The organism is Segatella bryantii (genome assembly GCF_022024215.1).
GTDB lineage: Bacteria > Bacteroidota > Bacteroidia > Bacteroidales > Bacteroidaceae > Prevotella > Prevotella bryantii.
This window is the reverse complement of record NZ_CP091797.1, coordinates 698,624-719,486: the sequence shown is the minus strand read 5'-3', so window position 1 is coordinate 719,486 and position 20,863 is coordinate 698,624. Positions and strand designations below refer to the sequence as shown.

The window sequence follows — 20,863 nt, the reverse complement described above, 5'->3', positions numbered from 1 at the left end:
ATATTAGATATTGCAAATATAATCTTTATTTTTCATTCTCCAAATATTTCGATTAAAAAAGTTTATTTTTTAATCGAAATATTTCGAAACAACATTTTATTGCATAACCTTCTTGATAGTGATGGTACCATCGCTATAGGTTGTGCGAATAATGTTAAGACCAGGCTGAAGATTATTACTCTTGATGCCGTTGGCATTGTAATATTCTACAGCGGTAGCTTTTGCATCGCCTTCTACAGAGTTGATTGCTGTGATGGTTGCGTTCAGCAGATTGCTCTTGGCATTGACTGAAATAGACAGGGTGGCACCTGCATAGGTACTTACCTGTGATTCAACCTTGCTGACATCGTAAGCACTATAACTATAATAGCTGGAAGGATTAAAGTAGCTATTGCTGCCCGAACGGCTCTGGGTATTGGTAGCACCGCTACATCCTGTTAACGTAATGTTATAGTCGGTATAACCACTAGAGGTAGCTTTGTTAGCCCATGGATTCTTCTGAGCCTTACTGCTGGTAAAGGCTGTATTCTCCACGTAGATATTGCTCTTGTAGGCTGCACCGATACAGTAAGATGCTACACTGCTGGAGTAAAGACAGTTGACGATGTGAATCTTGCCAAATCGTACGCGAGGCATGCGCTCGATACAACCTTCATCCCACCAACAGTTAGCGAATGTGGTATTGAGTTTACCTTCGTCTTTAGATGCATTCTTATCGCTACCTCCCCAAAGATTAGAGAAGCAGTGCTTGTCTGAACCGCCTGAACCTCCGGCCCATGGTGTGATAAGATAACGGAAACGGCACCAGGTAACAGCGATATTATTACTTCCATTATTGGCATCGAAGTTGCCGTCTACACCATCCTGAAAATCACAGTGGTCTACCCAGATATACTGACAGTTTTGTAGGGTAAGGTTGTCATTTCCATCGACATCATAGGCACCTGCCCCCTTGAATGTAAGGTTGCGAAGTATGATGTTAGAACAGTTTTTGAGGAAGAGAATACCGGTTTTGCTCACAGTAGAAGTATGAGTAGGGTTACTCAATGCACTGCCTGGAAGACCATATACGGTTTTGTTCTTGGCACCATTTACAGTAAGCTGGCCGGTAAAGGTAAGGGTGCCTTTCACATAGATTGTTGTTGCAGATGTGCCTGCTAAAGCCGAAACCAATTCGTCTGCTGTTGTAACGGTTACGGTATTCTTATCGCTTGAACCGGTCACGCTGCCGCCATAAGTGGCCCATCCTATAGGTGCATTCTGATCATAGCTGCTCATACCTGAGGTAGTGGTAGATGAACCGCTCGTAGAACTACTGCTGATGCTGGTAACCTTGACACTGGCTGCTGTACCGAATCCTCCCATCGGATTAGAAGCGCGTACGGAATAAGTACCGGTAGCTGAAATCGTATACGAGGTCGTGCCGCTGCCTACGATAGCTACATATTTGTCATCCTTGAAGATGGCATACGAACTGGCACCGCTGACGGCACTCCAGCTGATTTTGCTGCCACTCTGTGATACTTTGCTCACCGTAAGTTGTGCTGCATCCTCATTAGGAGTCCAATTGGTAAATACCTTGCTTAGGGCATAGCCTGCTGCTTTGCTATCAGAGAGTATCGTTTCCATCTTGTTGGTGGTAGACCCATAGGTAAAGCTGACGATATTAGAAGAAGGAGAAACGGTGGTACCGCTGGTATTCTTGGAGTTGTATTCTACAAACTTATTAGCTACCACATTCATACCTGCTGTTGTGAATCGGGTAGAGAGAATATTGGTAGGGTCTGTCAATACTGTGTTGATATAGGCGAGTTTAGGACTGCCTCCCCAGGCACGCCCCAGACTATAGCTGGCAGCAGCATTGCTGATGGTACAATTATTGAATACGTATCCCCATGAGGTAGAAGTGTAAGGAGCTGCGATAACACAACTACCGGAACCATTAGAGGTACGTTTGCGAACGCCAAGGGTACAATTATTGAAGAAGGCATCACCGCTACCGCAGATAAAGTCTACTGTACCGTAAATGGTACTGCCTTCGAAATAATACTGTCCGTTGGTGTTGTTAGAATAATAGGTATCTTGATAAGAATCGAGACATACATTCTTACAGATGGTACCTGTACCTTTATCTTGTAAGGCTACAGCTCTACCGGCACTGCCGGCATTATAGTAATCGAGTGCATTCTTGAGGGTAAGATCTTGGAAATAGTTGTTGTTACCTTTATTGAGAATGGTGGCAGTGGTGCTGATACCCTCATTGGCTACTGCGGGTGTATTCTTGATAATGGTACCTTCCATACTCTGGCCGATAATAGAGATGTTGCTACCGGTGATAGCGGTAAGGCAGGTGGTACCGAGATCGTAGGTGCCATTAGGCAGGAAGATATACTTACGTGATGATGAGGTGCTGCTGTTAGCCTTGCTCAGTGCTGACAGGAAACTGCTTGCGCTACCTGCTGTTACTACATAATATTCTTGACTTACTGCGGTGAAGTTGCCACTGGCTGTTGTCGTGTTGTCAGTTGATCCTGTGCTTGAACTGTTGTTAGAGCTGTTTGATGAAGTGGATGATGTTGCTGTACCCGAACCGGTATAGTTCTGCATGGCTACCTGAATGCTATATAGATAGCTGGTAGCTGAAGTATAGAGTACGACATAGCCTTGAGATACTTCTGTAGCGGTAGCAGTGTGAGTAACTTTATCGCTGCTTACTGCTGTTCCGCCAAGTGCATAGTTGTGATAGCCTGGGTAGCTTGTAACGGTAACGACATCGCTGGTGCTGGTAACTGGAATACGAAGGGTTGTCTTGGCATTAACCTGAGCATCGCTTGTGCGCTGGGCAAACTTTCCGTAGGCACCTATGCAGTAGATATTCACATCGCTCAAAGTAGATGGTATATGTCCGCTTGTTCCTTCGATGGTTAGTCCACTTAGTGCCGAAGGGTTTACATTTTGGAAATCCCATGTTGCTGTGGTGGTATTAGATACCGTCTGTACCAGTTTGATACTATACAAATAGGTGGTAGAAGTAGCTTGTACCTGCACATATCCCTGTGTTACTTCGCTGGCAGTCGCAGTATGGGTAGTTGTGTTAGCAGTAGCTGCTGTACCATTAATAGTATAGTTGTGATAACCTGGGTAACTTACGATAGTGATGACATCTTTGGTGCTCTGTACAGGTATGCGCAGATACGTGTTGGCATTCATCTGTACATCACTCGTGCGGACTGCAAACTTACCGCTTTTGGCGATAACAAACATGTTAATCGATGAATTAGAAGAAGCCACGTGGGTCTCTGTGCCCTCGATTTTAATCCCGGAGAGCGAGGATGGATTCATGTTCTGAAAATCCCAGAGCGCCGTGATAGTTGAGGCGTGTACCGTGTTAACAAACAGGCACAGCAAAAATAACACCAAGGTGTTGATTCGCGTAAAATGTTTCATAAAAAGTTAATTGTAGGTTAAATTATTATTGATTTGGTTTATTTACTTACTGAGGTTTTTTTATTTGCCTTGTTTAGGTCTTGTTTGCTTTATATGTTATTTTACATATTTTTTATGTGCCAAAAGTACTTAACATTTTTGGAAAAAGCAAAAAATGTTATGTTAAAAGATGTCGTAAACGTTTACGTTAATGGGAGTAAAATGAATAATTTCTCGTCAAGAACGTTTTGTTACCAAGTATTTAAGGTTTTCTTGGCATCTTAGTGTTCTTGGCGAGAAATTATAATATTTATCGAATTTATAGTTTGATATTGTCCAGATAATTATTGAGGAAGTTTGGCATTACCTCACAAGTGGCATATGCATAATAAGCCATATAGAGTGTTATCGCAAATACCGTTATGATGAATATCCAGTCGTATCTGCTCACAAAATCGTCTACCCATTCTTCAAAGTGGCGTACGTATACCATAACAATCATAGAAGTGATAAGGGTGCAGATCATCCATGTCACCATATAATCGCTCGTATTATGCAGATTAAACATGGTGCTTCCAATAGTGATAACACCCCATGATACACTATAGTACTTATTAATATGGCATGATGGAAATTGTAAATGCGTGATGACCTCTTCTGAAAGATGATGCTGTATATAGGTAGTTATCAAATAACTGATACCTATCAGCATCGGTATAAAGCTCATGATGAAAAGTGCTTCACCTAAATGAAGCCAGCAGTATCTGCTCAGATTATCTCCTAGTGCACCCAAATAGGTCTGCGACGTGTAAAGCTGCAGATAAAAATAGGCACTTATCGTAAGTATTCCTATAGGGATGGCAATGCTGAAAAATGCTTTCTTATTGTTGATATGCCGATATATTGATCCCATCCATTGGCCACCTGCTATAAAGATAAACCAGTTGAATAGCGGGTAATAACTTTCGGTGTGTGTAGGCCACAGCAACCCTAAAGCCTGATTAACCATATAGTTATTCGTCTCTACTCCTGTAAGGAAAGTACCCAGCAATGACATACCGATGGCAATAAGGAGGGTTAAAGCTGTGGATAACTTCAGTGCACGGGTTATCGCCATTACGATGAAAGCCAGTCCGGCTAACTGTAAGATGTCGCTCGAAAAATTAAGTACCTGTTGAGGATTATAGTAAGCAGGGTCAAGTTGAGCCCCCCAATAATAGGGTATGGCATATCTGAAAATATTAAGCGTTTGGCCAAACGTTAACAGTTTGATGGCACGCCAAAACATATCTCCAGCTGTATGATGTGTGGTGTACATCATGGTAAACCCCATACTAAACATAAAAATAGGTGCACCTAAAACACGTCCGAACACATAAGATTGTGTCCAAACAAGGCTATTATCAAAATCGAAGATAAACTCATCGCAAATATGTGCACCGATGAGACAACAGATGATAGTGAACGATTTAAGTAGATCGAGTTCTATCTGTCGGCCAGTATTAACTTCTTGTTGAGCAAAAAATGTTTTCATGTAAATGATATAATAAATAGATGCGTATGATGTTCTTCATGCAAATGTATAAAATATTTTGGCATTATCGATATTTTATGATTAAAATTATCGAGTAAGGCAAAAAAAAAAGTATTAGTCTGTATGGGCTAATACTTTCTTTAGGATGTATTCTGGCGATACTTATTTCAGATGATTTTTGATATAGACCATCTGTCCATATTCTGTAGCGTCACTTGTCCAATGCTCATTAATCGGAGTAATGAGTGAGTCTTTAGGTCCTTGAAGCAGATTCCATACCATGTAGTTCGTCGTAGGTGGACAGGTGTTGTCGTTAAATCCCCACGTCATGTAGACCGGACAGGTGATGCGGCGTGCAAAGTTGACAACATCATAATACGCCATCGTCTTGATCTTCTCTGGAGTCAGCATACCATTTTTCTTCACGAAATGAGGATAGCCACCAGTTCCTCCATTTGCGTAACCTGCCATTTCGCTCAAAGCCGGATGATTAACCACCGACAGCGTAACACGCTTATCGAGTGCAGCTGTAATCAGACTTAGTGCTCCTCCCTGACTACCTCCTTGTACGATTGTATTCTTGCCATCCCATTCATCGAGCGAGGTAAGGAAGTCTATCGCCCTTACGCAGGCTGTATATACATGACGCATGTAATAATTCTCACGATTATCAAGCCCCATATCAAGATACTCGCTGAAAGCCGAACGCACGTCCTTGAAGTCTTCTTCAGACAGTTCTGGATTGATACCATGAATCTCCATTTCCATACGAATCATGCCATTACGGGCATAGTAGCTATGACGCATAGGCTCCTTGATGGTTTTCACTCCTGCTCCCGGTGGACAGAGTACAACAGGGTATGAACCTTTCTTAGTCGGTTTGGTAAGATAGGCATATACACTATGAGTACGGTCCACTTTGAGTTTCACCAGATAACAGTCGATTTCTTGGTCAGAATAACGCTCCACCTTCTTCATGGTATATTCTAATGGTTGTTGTTTTCGGGCATCTTGAAGTGTCTTTTGCCAGAAAATATCAAAATCAGAAGGGTTCTTGGTAGTTGGGGTTAATTTTTCAGGCGAAAAGCCTACTTTGACATGGTGGGTATAAACTGTACCATCCACGTTGGCCTTTAATACGCAGTCGAGGAATCCCGGTTTGTTCATTGTTCCTACCTCAATTTTGGCTCGACCGTTTTTAAGATGTACCTTTCCATTTTTAAATGGTTTGAGCATATCTTGTGCAAGCTGAAATTCCACTTCACAATCGCGAGGAATACCATATTTAAGGAAGGTTACCTCAATGGTAGCCTTTTCTCCGGCCTTATAAAGCCAGTCGGCATGGTTGGGAATAGTGGTCCACAGTACATCACTACGATACGGATAATTTTCTGCCTGAACATGTACACTTTTCATGGTGAAAAGGAGAGATAGGCAGAACATCAATAATACTGAATATCGTTTCATAACTAGATTTGTTTTAAAAAAAATATGTTACATGTAGGTTTTTGCTGTTTTCAAATAGTTGATGCAAAAGTAAATAAAAAAATCAAGATAGTAAGCATAATGGTGTGAATTTGTACTTTTTTTTGACTAGGACCACTTTTTAGTGGACACTAGTGATCTAAATAACTGAATTCTTTTAAGTGAAAATAGAGCCGCATAGAAGTCATTATGCGGCATACTTCCGGGCGACTTGACGAGAATAGTATGATGAAACCACTAATTATATACCAATATCGTGGTATTTTTAGGATGAATCAGGTTCAAATAACTGTAATGCTTATATAGTATAGTTAAAATATTGTATTTTTGTAGCCAATTATTAGAGACACAATAACTAAGGTATTTAGTAATATTTTTAAAGTTTAAGAGAACAAAATTACTTTATGAGAGACTTTTGGTTGAACAGGCCAGGGACGTTATTGACGACCTGTCTATTAGTGTTGCCATCTGTATCAAGCATTGCAGGATATGCTGCAGAACATCATGCTTCTCTTCCGACAGTTGCACAGCAAAAAGAAGATCTGAAACATGTTACAGGAACGGTAACCGATGAGAATGGTGAGCCCTTGATAGGTGCTGCAGTTAATGTACCTGGTAGTCCGTATGGTACCATTGCCGATGCGGATGGTCACTATGAATTTTATGTTCCGAAAGAATGTAAAGAGGTGCAAGTGAGTTACGTGGGCATGAAGACGGCTATTATTCCGCTTCGCTCACATGAAAATGATAATCATTTTGTTTTGACAGAAGACAAGAGTATGCTTAACGAGGTGGTGGTAACTGGTTACCAGACCTTGAGTAAAGAGCGTACTACGGGTGCTTTTGCTAAAGTAACTAGCACAGACTTGCAAGATAAGCGGTTTAGTGATTTGTCATCTCTACTCCAAGGTGAAATAGCTGGTTATAATACCCAGAATAATCAGATTCGTGGTATCTCTACGATGAATGGTGTGGCTACACCTTTGTATGTAGTCGATGGTTTCCCTATCGAGAATACGAATTATTCGAGTACGGGAAGTATCACAGAGAGCATTCCTTCTCTTAATATCGATGATATCGAGAGTGTAACAGTTCTTAAGGATGCTTCTGCTGCCAGTATTTATGGTGCACGTGCTGCTAATGGCGTTATCGTCATTACGACCAAGAATGCGAGAAAGAACAAAAAGGTGGATGTGAACTTCTCCATGAATCTGGTCTGGAATCCTTATAGTTATGACTATGATCGACTTACGAATTCGAGTGATATCGTTAATCTGGAGAAGTTATGGGCTTCTGATAATCCCAACTTAAAGGGTGACGGAGCATCGGCTTATGCTCAAAATCTGCTCACGAATAATGTATATCAGAGTCAGGGTATTCGTAATATTCTGAAATATTATGCTGGTCAGATCTCTGAGAGTGAAATGAATTCGGCGCTTGCTCGGTTATCTGGTCTTGGCTATCGCTATTATAAGGATGTCGAAAAATATGCCAAGCGAGATGCTTTCTATCAACAGTATCATCTGAGTGTGGGTAAGGCTACTGATAGTAATAACTTCCGTGCTTCGCTGGCTTATCGTACAAATAAGCAGCATAACAAGTATGATAAAGACAATAGTTGGACTCTTGATATCAAAGACCGTCTGACGATTACTCCATGGTTGCATTTCACCGTAGGTAATTATGCTTTTATCGAGAGTACTCAGCGCCAGACATTCGATCCTTTATCTGCCAGCTATACCTATGAACCTTATGATGGTCTGAAGAATGAGGATGGTACGAACACGGTATATACACAGGAAGATCGCTTAACGAGCAGCCGTCTGGCTATTCTTAATAAGTATGGTCTCTACTCAATGGATATCACACCACTCGACGAGATAGGTCGTAATCTGGACCGTACGAAGACTTTCACTGACCGTGTGTATGGTAAACTGGATGTAGATTTGACAAGCTGGCTCAAGTATAATGTGATGTTCCAGTATGAGTATTCGATGAATCGCGAAAAACTGTTGTATGACAAGGAAAGTTATTATGTGCGTAATCTGGTTAATCAGTATGCTACAGACAATGGTAACGGTGTTGTTACCTATAATATTCCTTATGGCAATATCTATTATCGTGCTAATCAGAACAGACAATCGTATATCTTCCGTCATCAGTTGAATTTCGATAAGACCTTTGGTGGTAAGCATAATGTTGTCGCCTTGGCCGGTCATGAGGTTCGTCGCTCTATCATAGACTATGATAACAGCACTCTTTACAACTATGATGATGATATGTTAAGTTACTCTCTGATAGACCAGACTGCACTCAGCAGCATCGCCGGTCTGATGGGGGGCTATGGTCTGCAGGAAGGAAATTTCGCTTATATGCGTAACCTCGATAATCGATATATCTCGTTTTATGCGAATGCTGCTTATACTTACGACGACAAATATGTAGCGTCTGCCAGTGTGAGATGGGATCGTTCTAATCTTTGGGGTACTAACTCTGAGTATCAGAATAAGCCTATTTGGAGTATGGGTCTTGCCTGGAATATCGATAAGGAAGATTGGTTTCATGTCAGTTGGGTAGATCGATTGAAACTACGATTCTCTCATGGTATCGCTGGTAATATCGCTAAGGATGCTGCTCCATATATGACAGCGGGTTATTATAACAATAATAATGTGGGTGGTCAGTATGGCAGTATCAACAGTCGTCCTAATCCTGACTTACGCTGGGAGAAGACTACTACTACTGATATTGGTATCGACTTCGATTTGCTGAAAGGACGTCTCTATGGTAGCATCGAATACTACAACAAGAAGGGTAGTGACTTGCTGGCCAACACAATGGGTGTACCTACTGAGGGTTGGGGCTATTCTACCTATAAAATTAACAACGGAGAAATGCGCAACAGGGGTTTCGAAATGACACTCGGGGGCGATATCGTGCGTACCAAAGACTTCCGTTTGGATGGTAGCCTGACTTATAGCTATAATCAAAATAAGGTAACCTATGTCAATGTAACGGCTCCTGTATATTATTTACAGTTAGACTATCCTGAGGCTTATCCGGTAATCGGTAACTCTTATAATGGACTTTATGGCTATCACTTTGCCGGTCTGAGTGAAGAGGGTTTGCCACAGATATATGATGCTGAAGGCAAAGCTGTAACCTATAGTCCTGGTGATCTTGAATCTATCCACTATTTGGGAAGCAACACTCCAACTTCTTTGGCAAGTATCAAACTGGGTGCACATTATAAGGGCTTCTCATTGAGTGTACTGGCTACTTATATGGGTGGTTACAAAGCTCGTAATACAGATCTGCCGATGTTTAGTAATAACTATAATTCGGCAACGGGTAGCTATATTGCGTCTATCGCACCTGTTAATAGTAGCATTATGAATGCCTGGACTCCACAGAATACCAATACAGATGTGCCACGTGTGGTATATGGCGAAAGTCCTCTGTTCAATTATGACAGTCGTTCTATCTACTATTACAGCGATGCTAATGTATACGATATGAGTCATTGGGAATTGAGTAATATCTCACTGAGCTATACTTTGCCACGCCAGTGGGTACATCTGGCTCATTTGTCAAATGTACGTTTGCAGTTGGATGTGGAGAATGTGGCTACCATCGCCAAGAGTAAGACTGCACATTATATGCTCGCCGGTAATCAGGCACCAAACTATGTATTCGGACTCTATTTAGACTTATAAGCAATGATAAAAGATATAATTAAAATAGCCCTTTTCGGTCTGACCTTGTCAGGTACACTGGTGAGTTGTTCTGATTATCTAAACAATGTGCCAAAGGGCCAGAAGATACCAACATCGCTGAGCGACTTCACGACGCTCTTGGCTGATGAATATACCAATCATCGTGAGGATATTACACAGGCTTCTGTTCTTCTGAACGATCGCTATGTTACGATATCATACCAAAGTTATTATCCTCTATGGAAGGCGAATTATTTCTGGGATACGTCTATTGATCGTATCAAGGAGAATAATAGTGACGAGACAACTTACTACAATGGGTATGCTGCTGTTTCTACAGCTAACCTCATCTTGGAGAATGTCGATGCGACGACGGCGACAGATTCAGAAAAGGCTATCGCTAAGGCGCAGGCTAAATTCCTTCGTGCTAGTAGATATCTCACTTTGGTAAATTATTATAGTAAGCCTTATCAGGCAGCTACAGCTGCTACAGATGGGGGGGTACCGGTTATCACCAGTGCTAATGTCAGTGCACCTTACACACAGCTCAGTGTGCAGGGGGTATACGATTTTATTGTAAATGATTTGACCGAAGCGGTTGTTGATTTACCTGAAACTTCGCTCAACGTTCTCTATGCCAATAAGGCTGCAGGGTATGCTCTCTTAGCTCGTACTTATCTTACGATGGGTAACTATGCTCAGGCTCTGCAGGCTGCTGACGAAGCGTTAAGTCGTCATGATGATTTGTTCGACTGGACACAGTTTTATAGTGAGCATCAGTCTATTATTGAGCAGCCCGGGGTTTATCAGGCTAATTTATCACCTATGGGGCATGACTGGGTAGAAAATTACTATTTCTGTAATGGTTCTAACAGTTATAGTGGCTATGAATTCCAGGTGAGTGAGTGGCGTGGACAGCAGGTGGAGAAGGGTGACGTTCAGTTTGCTTCTCGTTTTAAACTTCGTACTGTCGGTAGTGAAACGTATTATGACCGTATCTTGAGCGGTTATTATAATAAAGGTGGCATTACTACTACTGAGGTTTGGCTCATCAAAGCCGAGTGTCTGGTTCGTACTGGCGACATCGCTGGTGGTTTGAAAATCTTAAACGATGTACGTGCTAAACGTATCCTTGCTTCGGAATATCACGATATTACCGCCTCATCAGAGACTGAAGCTGTGAAAGCGATTATCCGTACCAAGAGTGATGCTCTTATTCAGACGATTGTACCATTTATGGATCGCCGCCGTCTCAACCTCGATGCGGCAACAGCTGAAACTCTAACTCGTGAGGAGGGTGGAAAAACTTATAGTATTGCTCCTGATAGTTATATGTGGACTATGCCTTTCCCACAGGGTGCTTTAGAAAATAGTGGTAATGGTAGTTTCACACAAAATGTAGAAAAGTAATAAGATGAAAAAAATAGTTTTAAGCAGTTTGTTTGTAGCTGCAGTTCTGGGCATTCATGCCCAGAGCTCTGTAACGCTTCATGTAAATGATGTGGCTGATGGTACAGCTATTACCGCAGAAATCGGTTGTACCTTTCAAGATGAAAAGCCTATCGCTGAGGCTGTTCTTAAAAATGGACAGGCTGTTTTCAATTTGCCGGTTACTGAACCCCGCATGATTGATTTTCGTGTAAAGGGTAATGATGGCAGATTACTCCATCTGATGACAACGAAAGGGGAGAACGTGTCTGCTTATGTTACGGCTAAGCGTATTGTCAGTCAAGGTGTGGAGTATATCAATGGTAACGAGGAAAAACAGCAGGTATTCGATTCGCCTACGCATGCTGAATATATGATAAAGATAGGTGCCTTTAAGTCTTATCTTAATCTGTATAATAAGGCTTATCATGATGCTTTCAAGTCGGTTAACGATCAAATCAATAAGGCGTATGAAGCAAAGGATACTGCTACGGTCAAGGCTCTCCAGCAGTCTGCTGAATACCAACAGATGATCAAGTTTGATAGTGAATTCTTTAAACTGCTTCATGAGGAGTATCCTAAACGGTTTGCGGCTAACAGGGAGACGTTTTGGAGTCCACTCATGCAGTTGGATACCTATACCTATTTTACCCCAGAAAATCGTGCGGGTTATGATGAGTTATCTGATGCTGCCAAGAATTCGTTTTATGGTAAGTGTTTGAAGGAACAGGTTTATCCAAAGGGTTTCATGGGACAGGCTTACTCAGAATTCGACGTGCTCGATCAGAATGGCAAGAAGACTCCTTCACGTAAGTTGATTAAAGGTAAGAAATATATGCTTATCGATTTTTGGGCCAGCTGGTGTCGTCCTTGTAGAGCGGAGATTCCTAATCTGAAACAGGTATATGCTGATTATGCTGCCAAGGGTTTGCAGATTATCTCTGTATCGCTTGATAGAAGTGATGCTGCCTGGAAAAAGGCTCTGAAGGAAGAACAGCTGCCTTGGCCAAATGGTATCGACAAGAGTGGTATCGCCAATGCCTATAAGGTGAAGACGATTCCGGCAATGTTTCTTGTTGATGTGGCTACGGGCAAGATTGTTGGAGAGAATCTTCGTGGTGAGTCTCTTCGTAATAAGCTCGCTGAATTGTTGAAATAATCACAGATAGTCTGTAAAGTAAATACTTTTTTTATTCGATTTTTAGGAACCGTCGCTAATGCTAGTGACGGTTTTTTTGTTTTTATTCATTTGTCAACTTCGGAGAATATTTGTACTTTTGTGCAGTATTTCAAAAAAAATCTAAGATAACATGAAAAAATATGGGTTGATCCTCTTTTTCCTTTTGTTTACTTTTCATGCAAGAGCTGCTCAAAAAGTAAAAATTACGATTTCTAATCCAACTAACCGTCAACGCCAGGAGGTGGTGGAGATACCTGCAGAACTGCTGGTTGATGTGCAACCGCTGAAGGTAGGGCGGAATCAGCAGGTCTTCGTTCGGAATGTGTTAGGACAGCAGGTGGAAAGTCAGGTTACCCATGACGGTAAACTGCTTGTATATGCGATGGTTCGCCCCCATGGTAAGGCCCAGTTTACGGTGGAAAGAGGAACCCCGAATACGTATCGTGCATGGACTGCCGGTGCTCAATATCCACAAAGAGCAGACGACATGGCTTGGGAGAACGATAAGTGTGCCTATCGGATGTATGGTCCCGCTCTGCAACGGAGTGGTGAGCGATCATTCGGTACAGATGTTTGGGTTAAGAATACGCCAGAACTTGTAGTTGCACAACGATACTTTCAGCATAACGATGGATGGAAGAAAGCACAGGCTCTTCGTAAGCAAGGCAGAAAAGCTGAAGGCGATTCCATTTTTACGTCGCAATCGTTCCATGTAGACCACGGCTATGGGTTAGATGCCTATCGTGTAGGTGCGACATTAGGTTTAGGTGCACCAAGTATCCTCCTGGGTGATAGTTTGGTTATGCCTTATTGCTATCGTGATTATGAAATACTCGATGAGGGTCCGCTACGCTTTACGGTGCACCTTATTTATAATAAGTCAACCATTGGTGTCCATAAGAATGTTGAGGAGCATCGTCTGGTTAGTCTCGACAGAGGTTCAGATTTCAATAAGCTCACGGTATGGTATGAAGGCATGAAGGGTGATTATCACTTGGCAACCGGTTTCCCGATACACGAAGAAGACGTAACATCGTACGAAAAGAGTAAAGATATGCTCCTTTATGCTGACCCCACAGATGCTATGAAGGTGAATAATTCACAAGTATATGTCGGCATACTTTTTCCTGAAGGAGTAGAAAAGACCCAACTGCAGACTTTCAGTCAGAAGCATGATGGTGCCATAGGACATCTTATTGGTATACATCATCAGCAGAATAACCAACCTTATACTTATTATTTCGGAGCCGGTTGGAGTGGTAGTGGAATAATCAGTCTGGAAGACTGGAAATTACATGCTAAGTATGCGATGCAGAATATTCGAGAGCCTTTAGCGGTTACCCATACTCTCTAACCAAGCCTTGATTGTTTTATAGTTTATTTGTGATTATTGATGTAATCTACTATTATAAGTAACTGATCTTACGCAGCAACTGGAGATTCATAGCTTTCATAAATTGAAATTTACCTAAAAGAGTTATTCAAACGTTCCATTCTCGTATTCTTGCTGGAATTGTGTACACGTCTTGCCTGTGGCTTTCTTGAAGAACCGCATCAGATGTGAAGGCTCTGAGAAGTGGAAGTCGTAGGCAATCTCGCTGACCGTCTTGTGGCTGAACAACAGTCCGTTCTTGATTTCGGCCAGCAGGCGTTGCTTCAGCAGGACGGTGGCTGGAACACCATATTGCGCCATGACGCTCTGGTTAAGCGTCACCCGGCTGACGTGCATCAGGTTGGCATATTCCTGCACACGCTGCAGGTCGCGGATGTGCTGCTCCATCAGTTCCACAAACAGGAAAGCGTAGTGGTTCTTCGGCAGTTCAAAGGGCAGACTATATGTCTCGGTATAGCGTCGGTTCAAGACGGCCAGTAGATAGTAGAGCACGCTGACGATGATATGGTAGCTGTCGGCTACAGGCTGGCGCAGTTCGCTGCGGATTTTCTTCAGCAGCCGTTCGTATTCCGTCAGTTCGTCGGCTGTTGCCATGAAGTATGGTGGCGTGTCGGTCTGCTGGCAGTACTGCAGGCGATAGACAAAGAACTTGTCGGCAATAAACGTACGCATGAAGTCGTTGCGGAAGATAAGGAAATCGTAGTTGAGGGCATCTTCGTCAATGTGCCATTCCTGCTGCTGGTGGGGCTTCAGGATGAGCACCATGCCATCGCGCAGTTCTATCTTCTGGTAGCCCAGCAACAGATAGCCATTGGCCTTACGGAAGAAGAACATCTCGAAAAAATCGGTCTTGAACACGGGGTATTCCGTCAGCACGCCCCTCCGCTCACTGCCATGGGCGGTGTTGATAAAGAAATCTACACCACATTCAGTCTTGCTGAAAGGCACCTCTACGAGCCTGTATGTTGTTTTTGCCATACCTCTTTATATGATTTCGGCTGTGAAGGTACGAAAAAAGCGTGATTTATCAAAATGGCATAACAACATGTTGTTCTGGTATAGACATCTTTAACATTTCGCCATACCTTTGCACCCAGAAATCAAAAAAACAGAAAAGAACATGAAGATTCAACAGATTAGAAACGCTACGATTAAGATTGAGTATGCCGGTAAGGTGATGCTGATAGACCCCATGCTGGGCGAAAAGGGCTGTATGCCTCCGTTCCCGTTCTCGCACCATCAGGAATTGCGCAACCCGATTCACGACCTGCCGATGACGGTGGACGAACTATTAAGGGATGTGGACTGCGTGTTGCTGACCCATCTGCACACTGACCACATAGACGATGCCGCTTATGAGCAGCTGCCGAAGGAAATGCTCATCGTCGTGCAGGACGAGCTGGACCGTGAGGTGGTCGTGTCGCATGGGTTCAAGCAGGTGAAAGTGATTGAGGGCGAGATGCAGCTGGGCGATGTTCGTCTGTCGAAGGCTGAGAGCCATCACGGCCACTGGTGGATGCTGCCGATGGCCGGCCACACCTGCGGCTATGTGTTCCAGCACCCTGCGGAGCCTACGACCTATCTGGCTGGCGACACCATCTGGTATAGTGGTGTGCGTCGCAACCTTGACCGCTGGCAGCCCGATGTGGTGATAGTCAATGCTGGCGGCAACAAGTTTCATGTGGGAGGGCATGTCATCATGCACATTCCCGATGTGCTGAAGACGATGGACTACGCACCGAAGGCCACCTTCGTGGCCACCCACCTGGAGGGCGTGAACCACAATCACGTCACCCGTGCCGCACTCCTTCAGGCTGCCAGGGAGCATGGAGTGGCTGGGCGCGTCCACATTCCCGAGGACGGTGAGAGCGTAAATGTCAGCAAGTAAACGAGAGACGATGAGTGTTTGTATCAAAGACCTGATTCAGAACATGAATCTTGTGATTGGCTGTAATATCGGCTGTAGTTATTGCTATGCCCGCAACAATTGTCGTCGCTACCACATTACAGACGATTTCTCTGTGCCGGAATTCTATCCTGGCAAGCTGCGGCTGATGGGCAATCCGAAGCCCCACAACTGGCTGTTGACAGGCATGAGTGACCTCGCGGGGTGGAAAGACGAATGGCGTGAACTGGTGTTCGACAAGATGCGCCAGAACGTGCAGCACCAATATCTGTTTCTCAGTAAACGGCCCGACCTGCTGCACATGTCAGTTACACCCGACAACGGATGGTTTGGAGTCACGGTGACCTCTTCGAAGGAAAAGCAGCGTATCGACCAGTTGCGGGAGAATGTAGGTTCAACTCACCTGCATGTCACCTTCGAGCCGATGTTCAACGATATTGGAGAGGTTGACTTGCACGGCATTAGCTGGATTGTGATAGGAACGGAAACGGGTAAGCGCAAGGGCAAGGCCGTGTCGGAAGTCAGTTGGGTGGAGAATTTGACAGAACAGGCACACCGGCTGAACATTCCCGTTTTCATGAAGGAAGACCTCGTTCCCATTATGGGGGAGGCAAATATGGTACAGGAGTTGCCACAGGAATTTAAGGATGTATTAAAACAACAGGGTTATGATTATAAATGACAAACAAGTGCAGTCGGTGATGACAAAGTCATCGTTGCCTGTGGGCGGTTATTCCGTCAATCCGTACGTGGGCTGTACCCATGCCTGCAAGTACTGTTACGCCTCTTTTATGAAGCGCTTCACAGGTCATACCGAGCCGTGGGGGACTTTCCTCGACGTGAAGTACTGGCCTGCCATAACCAATCCGCACAAGTACGACGGCGAGCGCATCGTCATCGGTTCGGTGACAGACGGCTACAACGAGCAGGAGGCTGAATACAAGCGTACCCGTGCACTGCTGGAACAGCTACAGGGTGCCGACTGCGAGATTATCGTCACCACGAAGAGCGACCTCGTGTTGCGTGACCTCGACCTGCTGAAAACGTTCAAACGCGTCACGGTATCGTGGTCTGTAAACACCCTCGACGAGCAGTTCAAGGAAGCGATGGACGATGCGCCCAGCATCGAGCGACGACTGGCTGCAATGAAGCAGGTCTATGAGTCGGGCATCCGCACCGTCTGCTTCGTGTCACCCATCTTCCCAGGCATTACCGATGTCTTTGCCATCATCGAGCGTGTTAAGGATTATTCTGACCTTGTATGGCTGGAGAACCTGAACCTTCGCGGACAGTTCAAGCCCACCATCATGCAGTACATCCGCGAAGAGCATCCCGACCTGCTACCGCTCTACGACGACATCTACAAGCGCAAGCGCCGTGACTACTGGCAGACGCTCGCCCTGCAGGTGGAAGCCTACACGAAGGAGCACCAGATGCCCTACGTCATCAACGACCTGCCCTATGGTCGCTCAGAGTATGGCCATCCCGTCGTGGTCAACTATTTCTACCACGAGGAAATCAGGCTGACGCGATAGCATGACTTCGATTTCAATTATATTGCCGCATACGTACAATACTGCCGTATGCGGTTTTATTTTGCAGCATTAACAAGCCGTTTCTCTAACTCGTATGCCCGCTCCAAATCCTTGGGGAATTGCGTGTCGCGCATCTCTTCCTTATGCCGGGCATCTATCATCTTAGCGTCGTAGCGGTTGTAGTCATTGAGGTGTTATGAATTCAGCAAGGCTTTGGCTTTCATTTCCAAATTCACCTCAGCATAGATGTTCGTTGTTTCATTGTAGGCTGTCCATACAAAAACACTTTCCGTGTTTTTGTATGGACGAGAAAATATTTATTTTTGGATCATAAATTTTTCTCCGTTTTCTAAAGAATATTGAAGCAATCCAAGTTTTTTATTCCATATTACTTCTTTTAAACCAATACTGGACTGTTCTCCATAATTGCGCTCCATTTGAGTAATATCTCTTCGAATACAATTTTTATAGTACTTCCGACCAATTTTAACACATACTAGATCCGTTTTTTTATATAACCAACTCCACTCACAGAAAATGCAACCATTAATGAGTTTGCCATTTCTATCATTTCGTTCTATTTCAAATCCTATGTGGAAAGTATCAGGAGAATGTTTTAACATCATATCAACATAAGCAAATCCATAATACTCATTATCACCTTCTATCCAGTTTTGACCTTCGGTATCAAGAATAAAAGTATTCCTTGGATTATTTATACCAACACGCTTAACAATTAACGTATCCCTATTGTTATGATTTGACTTATATAAGATTGTATCATTCTCATGATAATGATTTATCCACGACAAATCATCCTCCGTCAGTTGTACTTTATGACAATAAGGTAAACCACAAGAAGATAACAATAATGAAAGTATAATAAATTTTTTGGAGCCTTTGCTACCATTGAAATGAAATGCGCCCTCATACAATACATTAAATTTCATCCGTATTTTATTTATTCATGATTATTATTTAGTTTACAAAAACAGTAAATGAATTTTACGATAGTTATCTGGTTCAAAGGTACTACGTAAAGCAATATGTTGTACTTTTCGATTAGATATTTTCACCTGTATAACATAAATTATACTCTATTAATATATAATGACTGATTCATATATTTATTTTCGTACTGTAACTACTCAGCATAGTTAAAAGTGCATACCTCATTGCTATCCTATAATGCAAGGATGGAGAAATATGTTAAAGAAACTAATTATTTAAAACAAGATTTCTTGTCATAACATGGGACAGCGATATCGATTCTGTAACACTTGCGTACCCTATTATATTTGTTGATGGTGTTGAAATTGGTGATGAAGATATGGCTAAAATAGATACAGCTGATGTTGTTTCTATAAATATATTGAAAGATGGACCAATCTATGACTTAGTAGCACCTCGCACGGGAAAAATAGTTATGGTAAAAACGAAATCTAAAATTTTCCTAAAGCAGTGGCTACTGAGAAAGCAGTTCATAGATGATATGTATAAGAGAAAACAAGAGAAAACACATCAGAAGGGAATTGTTATAAGGTAAACCATCTGAAACGAGATTAGCTGATAGCTTACTATGTTTCTCAGATTATGTTGCTCATACCAAGATATGAATTAGAGTGATTAACTTTTTTGGTACCCGTAGATTAATATTCGCATTTTTTTGTATCTTTGCAAGATTTCTCAGCTTTTCTTTGTATAAAGGCAGTCTGGGGAATTGGAAGAAAACAGGGTTACGATTTGGTAACCGTACTCAATTCCACATTCTGCTATGAATTGCTTTCAATGAACACCCGACGCTGAGCCTCCAGCCGTTTTATGACTCATCATCGGGTGCAAAGTTACGAATAAGTGAGCAAAATACCAAATTTATTTGAGTATTTTCGAACGTGATTACCTTTGAGACATCGTCTCAAAGGTAATCATTTCTGTCGAACGAGCCAAATCTATTCACATCTTTTTTATCTGAGCTTGCTCAACACCATTGAATTGATTGCGGCATCTTTTGTGGCACATGGCATAAAGGTGCGTATTAGGCTACGTCCTTTTACTGATTTTTATGCGGATTATTCTTATGTTTCGATTTATTTTACTACCTTTACACACATAATTCATAACAGATAGATCACTTATGGCAAAGATTAATGTCCAAAATACTGAGATAACCGTCGTATCGCACAATGACGATGACTACATTTCGCTGACCGATATGGCTCGTAGTCAATTGCAAGAGCACATCATTTTCCGTTGGCTCAGTCTGAAAAGTACGATTGAGTACCTTGGTGAATGGGAAATGCTCTATAATCCCAATTTTAATTGTACCGAATTCGGTACAATTAGAAATATGGCGGGTAGCAATAACTTTGTTCTGTCAGTCAAGACATGGATAGAAAAGACTGGAGCCATTGGCATCTTCTCTAAGGCAGGACGATATGGTGGTACTTATGCCCATCGCGATATTGCCTACCACTTTGGCATGTGGATAAGCCCGAAATTTCAACTGCTACTGGTCAAAGAATACCAGCGTCTGAAAGCAGAAGAACAAAAGATGTTGGGCTGGACAGCAAAAAGAGAACTATCCAAGATTAACTACCATATTCATACAGATGCCATCAAAAGCCATTTGATTCCTAAAGAAATTACTCCAGCGCAGGCCAGTATCATCTATGCCGAAGAGGCTGATGTACTAAATGTAGCTATGTTTGGAATGACTGCTAAGCAATGGCGCGAGGCTAATCCCGAATTGAAAGGAAATATCCGCGACTATGCCACTATCAATGAATTGATATGCTTGTCAAATATGGAGAGTATCAATGCCGTACTCATCAATGAGGGTATTCCACAGGGTGAACGACTCGTAAAGCTAAATAAGATTGCCATTCAGCAGATTCGAATTTTAGAGGAAAATGGCAGTAAAAAACTACTTAAGTAATTACAAAAGATGAAACTAACACCATTTGCAATAAAGCAAATTTCAGAACTCGTCAAAGATATTATGACGGGAACAAAGTGGGTTGATTTCTTTAATAGCTTTGGAGCGCGTGACGTATATGACAATGCATTACCCGATATAGGGAAGCCAAATCACATTCGTCCTTCAAAAAAAGAATATATAGCAAAAAGACTGGCAGACATTAACGACACGATTTATCTTCAACAAGCAGTATTAAGGCTTGCAACACTTTGTGGAATAAGAAACGGGTAATGAACAAGCGGTGAGAGACGCGCATTCTGCTCTGATTTGCATTGTCAATTAA

Annotated in this window: 15 protein-coding genes; 10 read left to right on the top strand and 5 right to left on the bottom strand. The window is 42.7% G+C overall.

Annotation, left to right across the window (positions count from 1 at the left end; genetic code table 11):
- Positions 1-96: 96 nt before the first annotated feature.
- From L6471_RS02820 to L6471_RS02810, 3 genes are all read right to left on the bottom strand, one after another.
- On the bottom strand, positions 97-3,447 hold the full coding sequence (locus L6471_RS02820) for a pectinesterase family protein (RefSeq protein ID WP_237796785.1): 3,351 nt from the start codon (positions 3,445-3,447) through the stop codon (positions 97-99).
- 298 nt (positions 3,448-3,745) lie between these two features.
- Positions 3,746-4,960, bottom strand: a complete 1,215-nt coding sequence (locus tag L6471_RS02815; protein WP_237796784.1) for a heparan-alpha-glucosaminide N-acetyltransferase domain-containing protein — start codon at positions 4,958-4,960, stop codon at positions 3,746-3,748.
- A 162-nt stretch (positions 4,961-5,122) separates the two neighbouring features.
- Entirely contained in the window at positions 5,123-6,427 is a 1,305-nt protein-coding gene (locus L6471_RS02810; protein WP_237796783.1) for an acetylxylan esterase, read from the bottom strand.
- Positions 6,428-6,849: 422 nt separating this feature from the next.
- Here L6471_RS02810 and L6471_RS02805 point away from each other — a divergent pair, with 422 nt between their 5' ends.
- The 4 genes from L6471_RS02805 to L6471_RS02790 all read left to right on the top strand — a co-directional run bounded on the left by L6471_RS02805 (position 6,850) and on the right by L6471_RS02790 (position 14,123).
- Positions 6,850-10,161: a SusC/RagA family TonB-linked outer membrane protein gene (locus L6471_RS02805; RefSeq protein ID WP_237796782.1), complete on the top strand. Its 3,312-nt coding sequence runs from the start codon at positions 6,850-6,852 to the stop codon at positions 10,159-10,161.
- 3 nt (positions 10,162-10,164) lie between these two features.
- On the top strand, positions 10,165-11,571 hold the full coding sequence (locus L6471_RS02800) for a RagB/SusD family nutrient uptake outer membrane protein (RefSeq protein WP_237796781.1): 1,407 nt from the start codon (positions 10,165-10,167) through the stop codon (positions 11,569-11,571).
- A 4-nt stretch (positions 11,572-11,575) separates the two neighbouring features.
- Positions 11,576-12,748, top strand: coding sequence for a TlpA family protein disulfide reductase (locus L6471_RS02795; RefSeq protein ID WP_237796780.1), 1,173 nt, complete (start codon positions 11,576-11,578; stop codon positions 12,746-12,748).
- Positions 12,749-12,899: 151 nt separating this feature from the next.
- Complete coding sequence (locus L6471_RS02790; protein WP_237796779.1) at positions 12,900-14,123, top strand: DUF4861 family protein; 1,224 nt, start codon at positions 12,900-12,902, stop codon at positions 14,121-14,123.
- Positions 14,124-14,246: 123 nt separating this feature from the next.
- On the opposite strand, the gene L6471_RS02785 is transcribed toward L6471_RS02790, so the two are convergent.
- Positions 14,247-15,140, bottom strand: coding sequence for a helix-turn-helix domain-containing protein (locus tag L6471_RS02785; protein WP_237796778.1), 894 nt, complete (start codon positions 15,138-15,140; stop codon positions 14,247-14,249).
- Positions 15,141-15,282: 142 nt separating this feature from the next.
- Here L6471_RS02785 and L6471_RS02780 point away from each other — a divergent pair, with 142 nt between their 5' ends.
- From L6471_RS02780 to L6471_RS02770, 3 genes are read left to right on the top strand one after another with little or no spacing between them, the layout of a single operon-like run.
- Positions 15,283-16,050 (top strand): MBL fold metallo-hydrolase, encoded by a 768-nt coding sequence (locus L6471_RS02780; RefSeq protein ID WP_074549024.1) that lies wholly within the window; start codon positions 15,283-15,285, stop codon positions 16,048-16,050.
- Positions 16,037-16,750, top strand: a complete 714-nt coding sequence (locus L6471_RS02775) for a radical SAM mobile pair protein A (protein ID WP_237796777.1) — start codon at positions 16,037-16,039, stop codon at positions 16,748-16,750. Before L6471_RS02780 ends, L6471_RS02775 begins: the two co-directional genes overlap by 14 nt.
- Positions 16,737-17,603 carry a radical SAM mobile pair protein B gene (locus tag L6471_RS02770; RefSeq protein ID WP_027454042.1) on the top strand — a complete coding sequence of 289 codons (867 nt, stop codon included), beginning with the start codon at positions 16,737-16,739 and terminating at the stop codon, positions 17,601-17,603. Before L6471_RS02775 ends, L6471_RS02770 begins: the two co-directional genes overlap by 14 nt.
- A gap of 317 nt (positions 17,604-17,920) precedes the next feature.
- Here L6471_RS02770 and L6471_RS02765 read toward each other — a convergent pair whose 3' ends face one another.
- A complete protein-coding gene (locus tag L6471_RS02765) occupies positions 17,921-18,553 on the bottom strand; it encodes a hypothetical protein (protein ID WP_094448436.1) in 633 nt (210 codons plus the stop codon).
- A gap of 380 nt (positions 18,554-18,933) precedes the next feature.
- On the opposite strand from L6471_RS02765, the gene L6471_RS02760 reads away from it, so the two are divergent.
- From L6471_RS02760 to L6471_RS02750, 3 genes are all read left to right on the top strand, one after another.
- A complete protein-coding gene (locus tag L6471_RS02760; protein ID WP_027454044.1) occupies positions 18,934-19,149 on the top strand; it encodes a hypothetical protein in 216 nt (71 codons plus the stop codon).
- 588 nt (positions 19,150-19,737) lie between these two features.
- Positions 19,738-20,538 carry a KilA-N domain-containing protein gene (locus L6471_RS02755; RefSeq protein ID WP_094448438.1) on the top strand — a complete coding sequence of 267 codons (801 nt, stop codon included), beginning with the start codon at positions 19,738-19,740 and terminating at the stop codon, positions 20,536-20,538.
- A 9-nt stretch (positions 20,539-20,547) separates the two neighbouring features.
- On the top strand, positions 20,548-20,811 hold the full coding sequence (locus L6471_RS02750) for a hypothetical protein (protein WP_094448439.1): 264 nt from the start codon (positions 20,548-20,550) through the stop codon (positions 20,809-20,811).
- The last annotated feature ends 52 nt before the right edge of the window (positions 20,812-20,863 follow it).

Excerpts from the sequence above, each read along its gene's own strand:
- L6471_RS02815 (WP_237796784.1), bottom strand. The coding sequence starts at position 4,960 with ATGAAAACATTTTTTGCTCAACAAGAAGTTAATACTGGCCGACAGATA.
- L6471_RS02750 (WP_094448439.1), top strand. The coding sequence starts at position 20,548 with ATGAAACTAACACCATTTGCAATAAAGCAAATTTCAGAACTCGTCAAA.
- L6471_RS02790 (WP_237796779.1), top strand. The coding sequence starts at position 12,900 with ATGAAAAAATATGGGTTGATCCTCTTTTTCCTTTTGTTTACTTTTCAT.
- L6471_RS02780 (WP_074549024.1), top strand. The coding sequence starts at position 15,283 with ATGAAGATTCAACAGATTAGAAACGCTACGATTAAGATTGAGTATGCC.
- L6471_RS02795 (WP_237796780.1), top strand. The coding sequence starts at position 11,576 with ATGAAAAAAATAGTTTTAAGCAGTTTGTTTGTAGCTGCAGTTCTGGGC.
- L6471_RS02785 (WP_237796778.1), bottom strand. The coding sequence starts at position 15,140 with ATGGCAAAAACAACATACAGGCTCGTAGAGGTGCCTTTCAGCAAGACT.
- L6471_RS02755 (WP_094448438.1), top strand. The coding sequence starts at position 19,738 with ATGGCAAAGATTAATGTCCAAAATACTGAGATAACCGTCGTATCGCAC.
- L6471_RS02775 (WP_237796777.1), top strand. The coding sequence starts at position 16,037 with ATGTCAGCAAGTAAACGAGAGACGATGAGTGTTTGTATCAAAGACCTG.
- L6471_RS02805 (WP_237796782.1), top strand. The coding sequence starts at position 6,850 with ATGAGAGACTTTTGGTTGAACAGGCCAGGGACGTTATTGACGACCTGT.
- L6471_RS02760 (WP_027454044.1), top strand. The coding sequence starts at position 18,934 with ATGGCTAAAATAGATACAGCTGATGTTGTTTCTATAAATATATTGAAA.
- L6471_RS02800 (WP_237796781.1), top strand. The coding sequence starts at position 10,165 with ATGATAAAAGATATAATTAAAATAGCCCTTTTCGGTCTGACCTTGTCA.
- L6471_RS02820 (WP_237796785.1), bottom strand. The coding sequence starts at position 3,447 with ATGAAACATTTTACGCGAATCAACACCTTGGTGTTATTTTTGCTGTGC.
- L6471_RS02765 (WP_094448436.1), bottom strand. The coding sequence starts at position 18,553 with ATGAAATTTAATGTATTGTATGAGGGCGCATTTCATTTCAATGGTAGC.
- L6471_RS02810 (WP_237796783.1), bottom strand. The coding sequence starts at position 6,427 with ATGAAACGATATTCAGTATTATTGATGTTCTGCCTATCTCTCCTTTTC.
- L6471_RS02770 (WP_027454042.1), top strand. The coding sequence starts at position 16,737 with ATGATTATAAATGACAAACAAGTGCAGTCGGTGATGACAAAGTCATCG.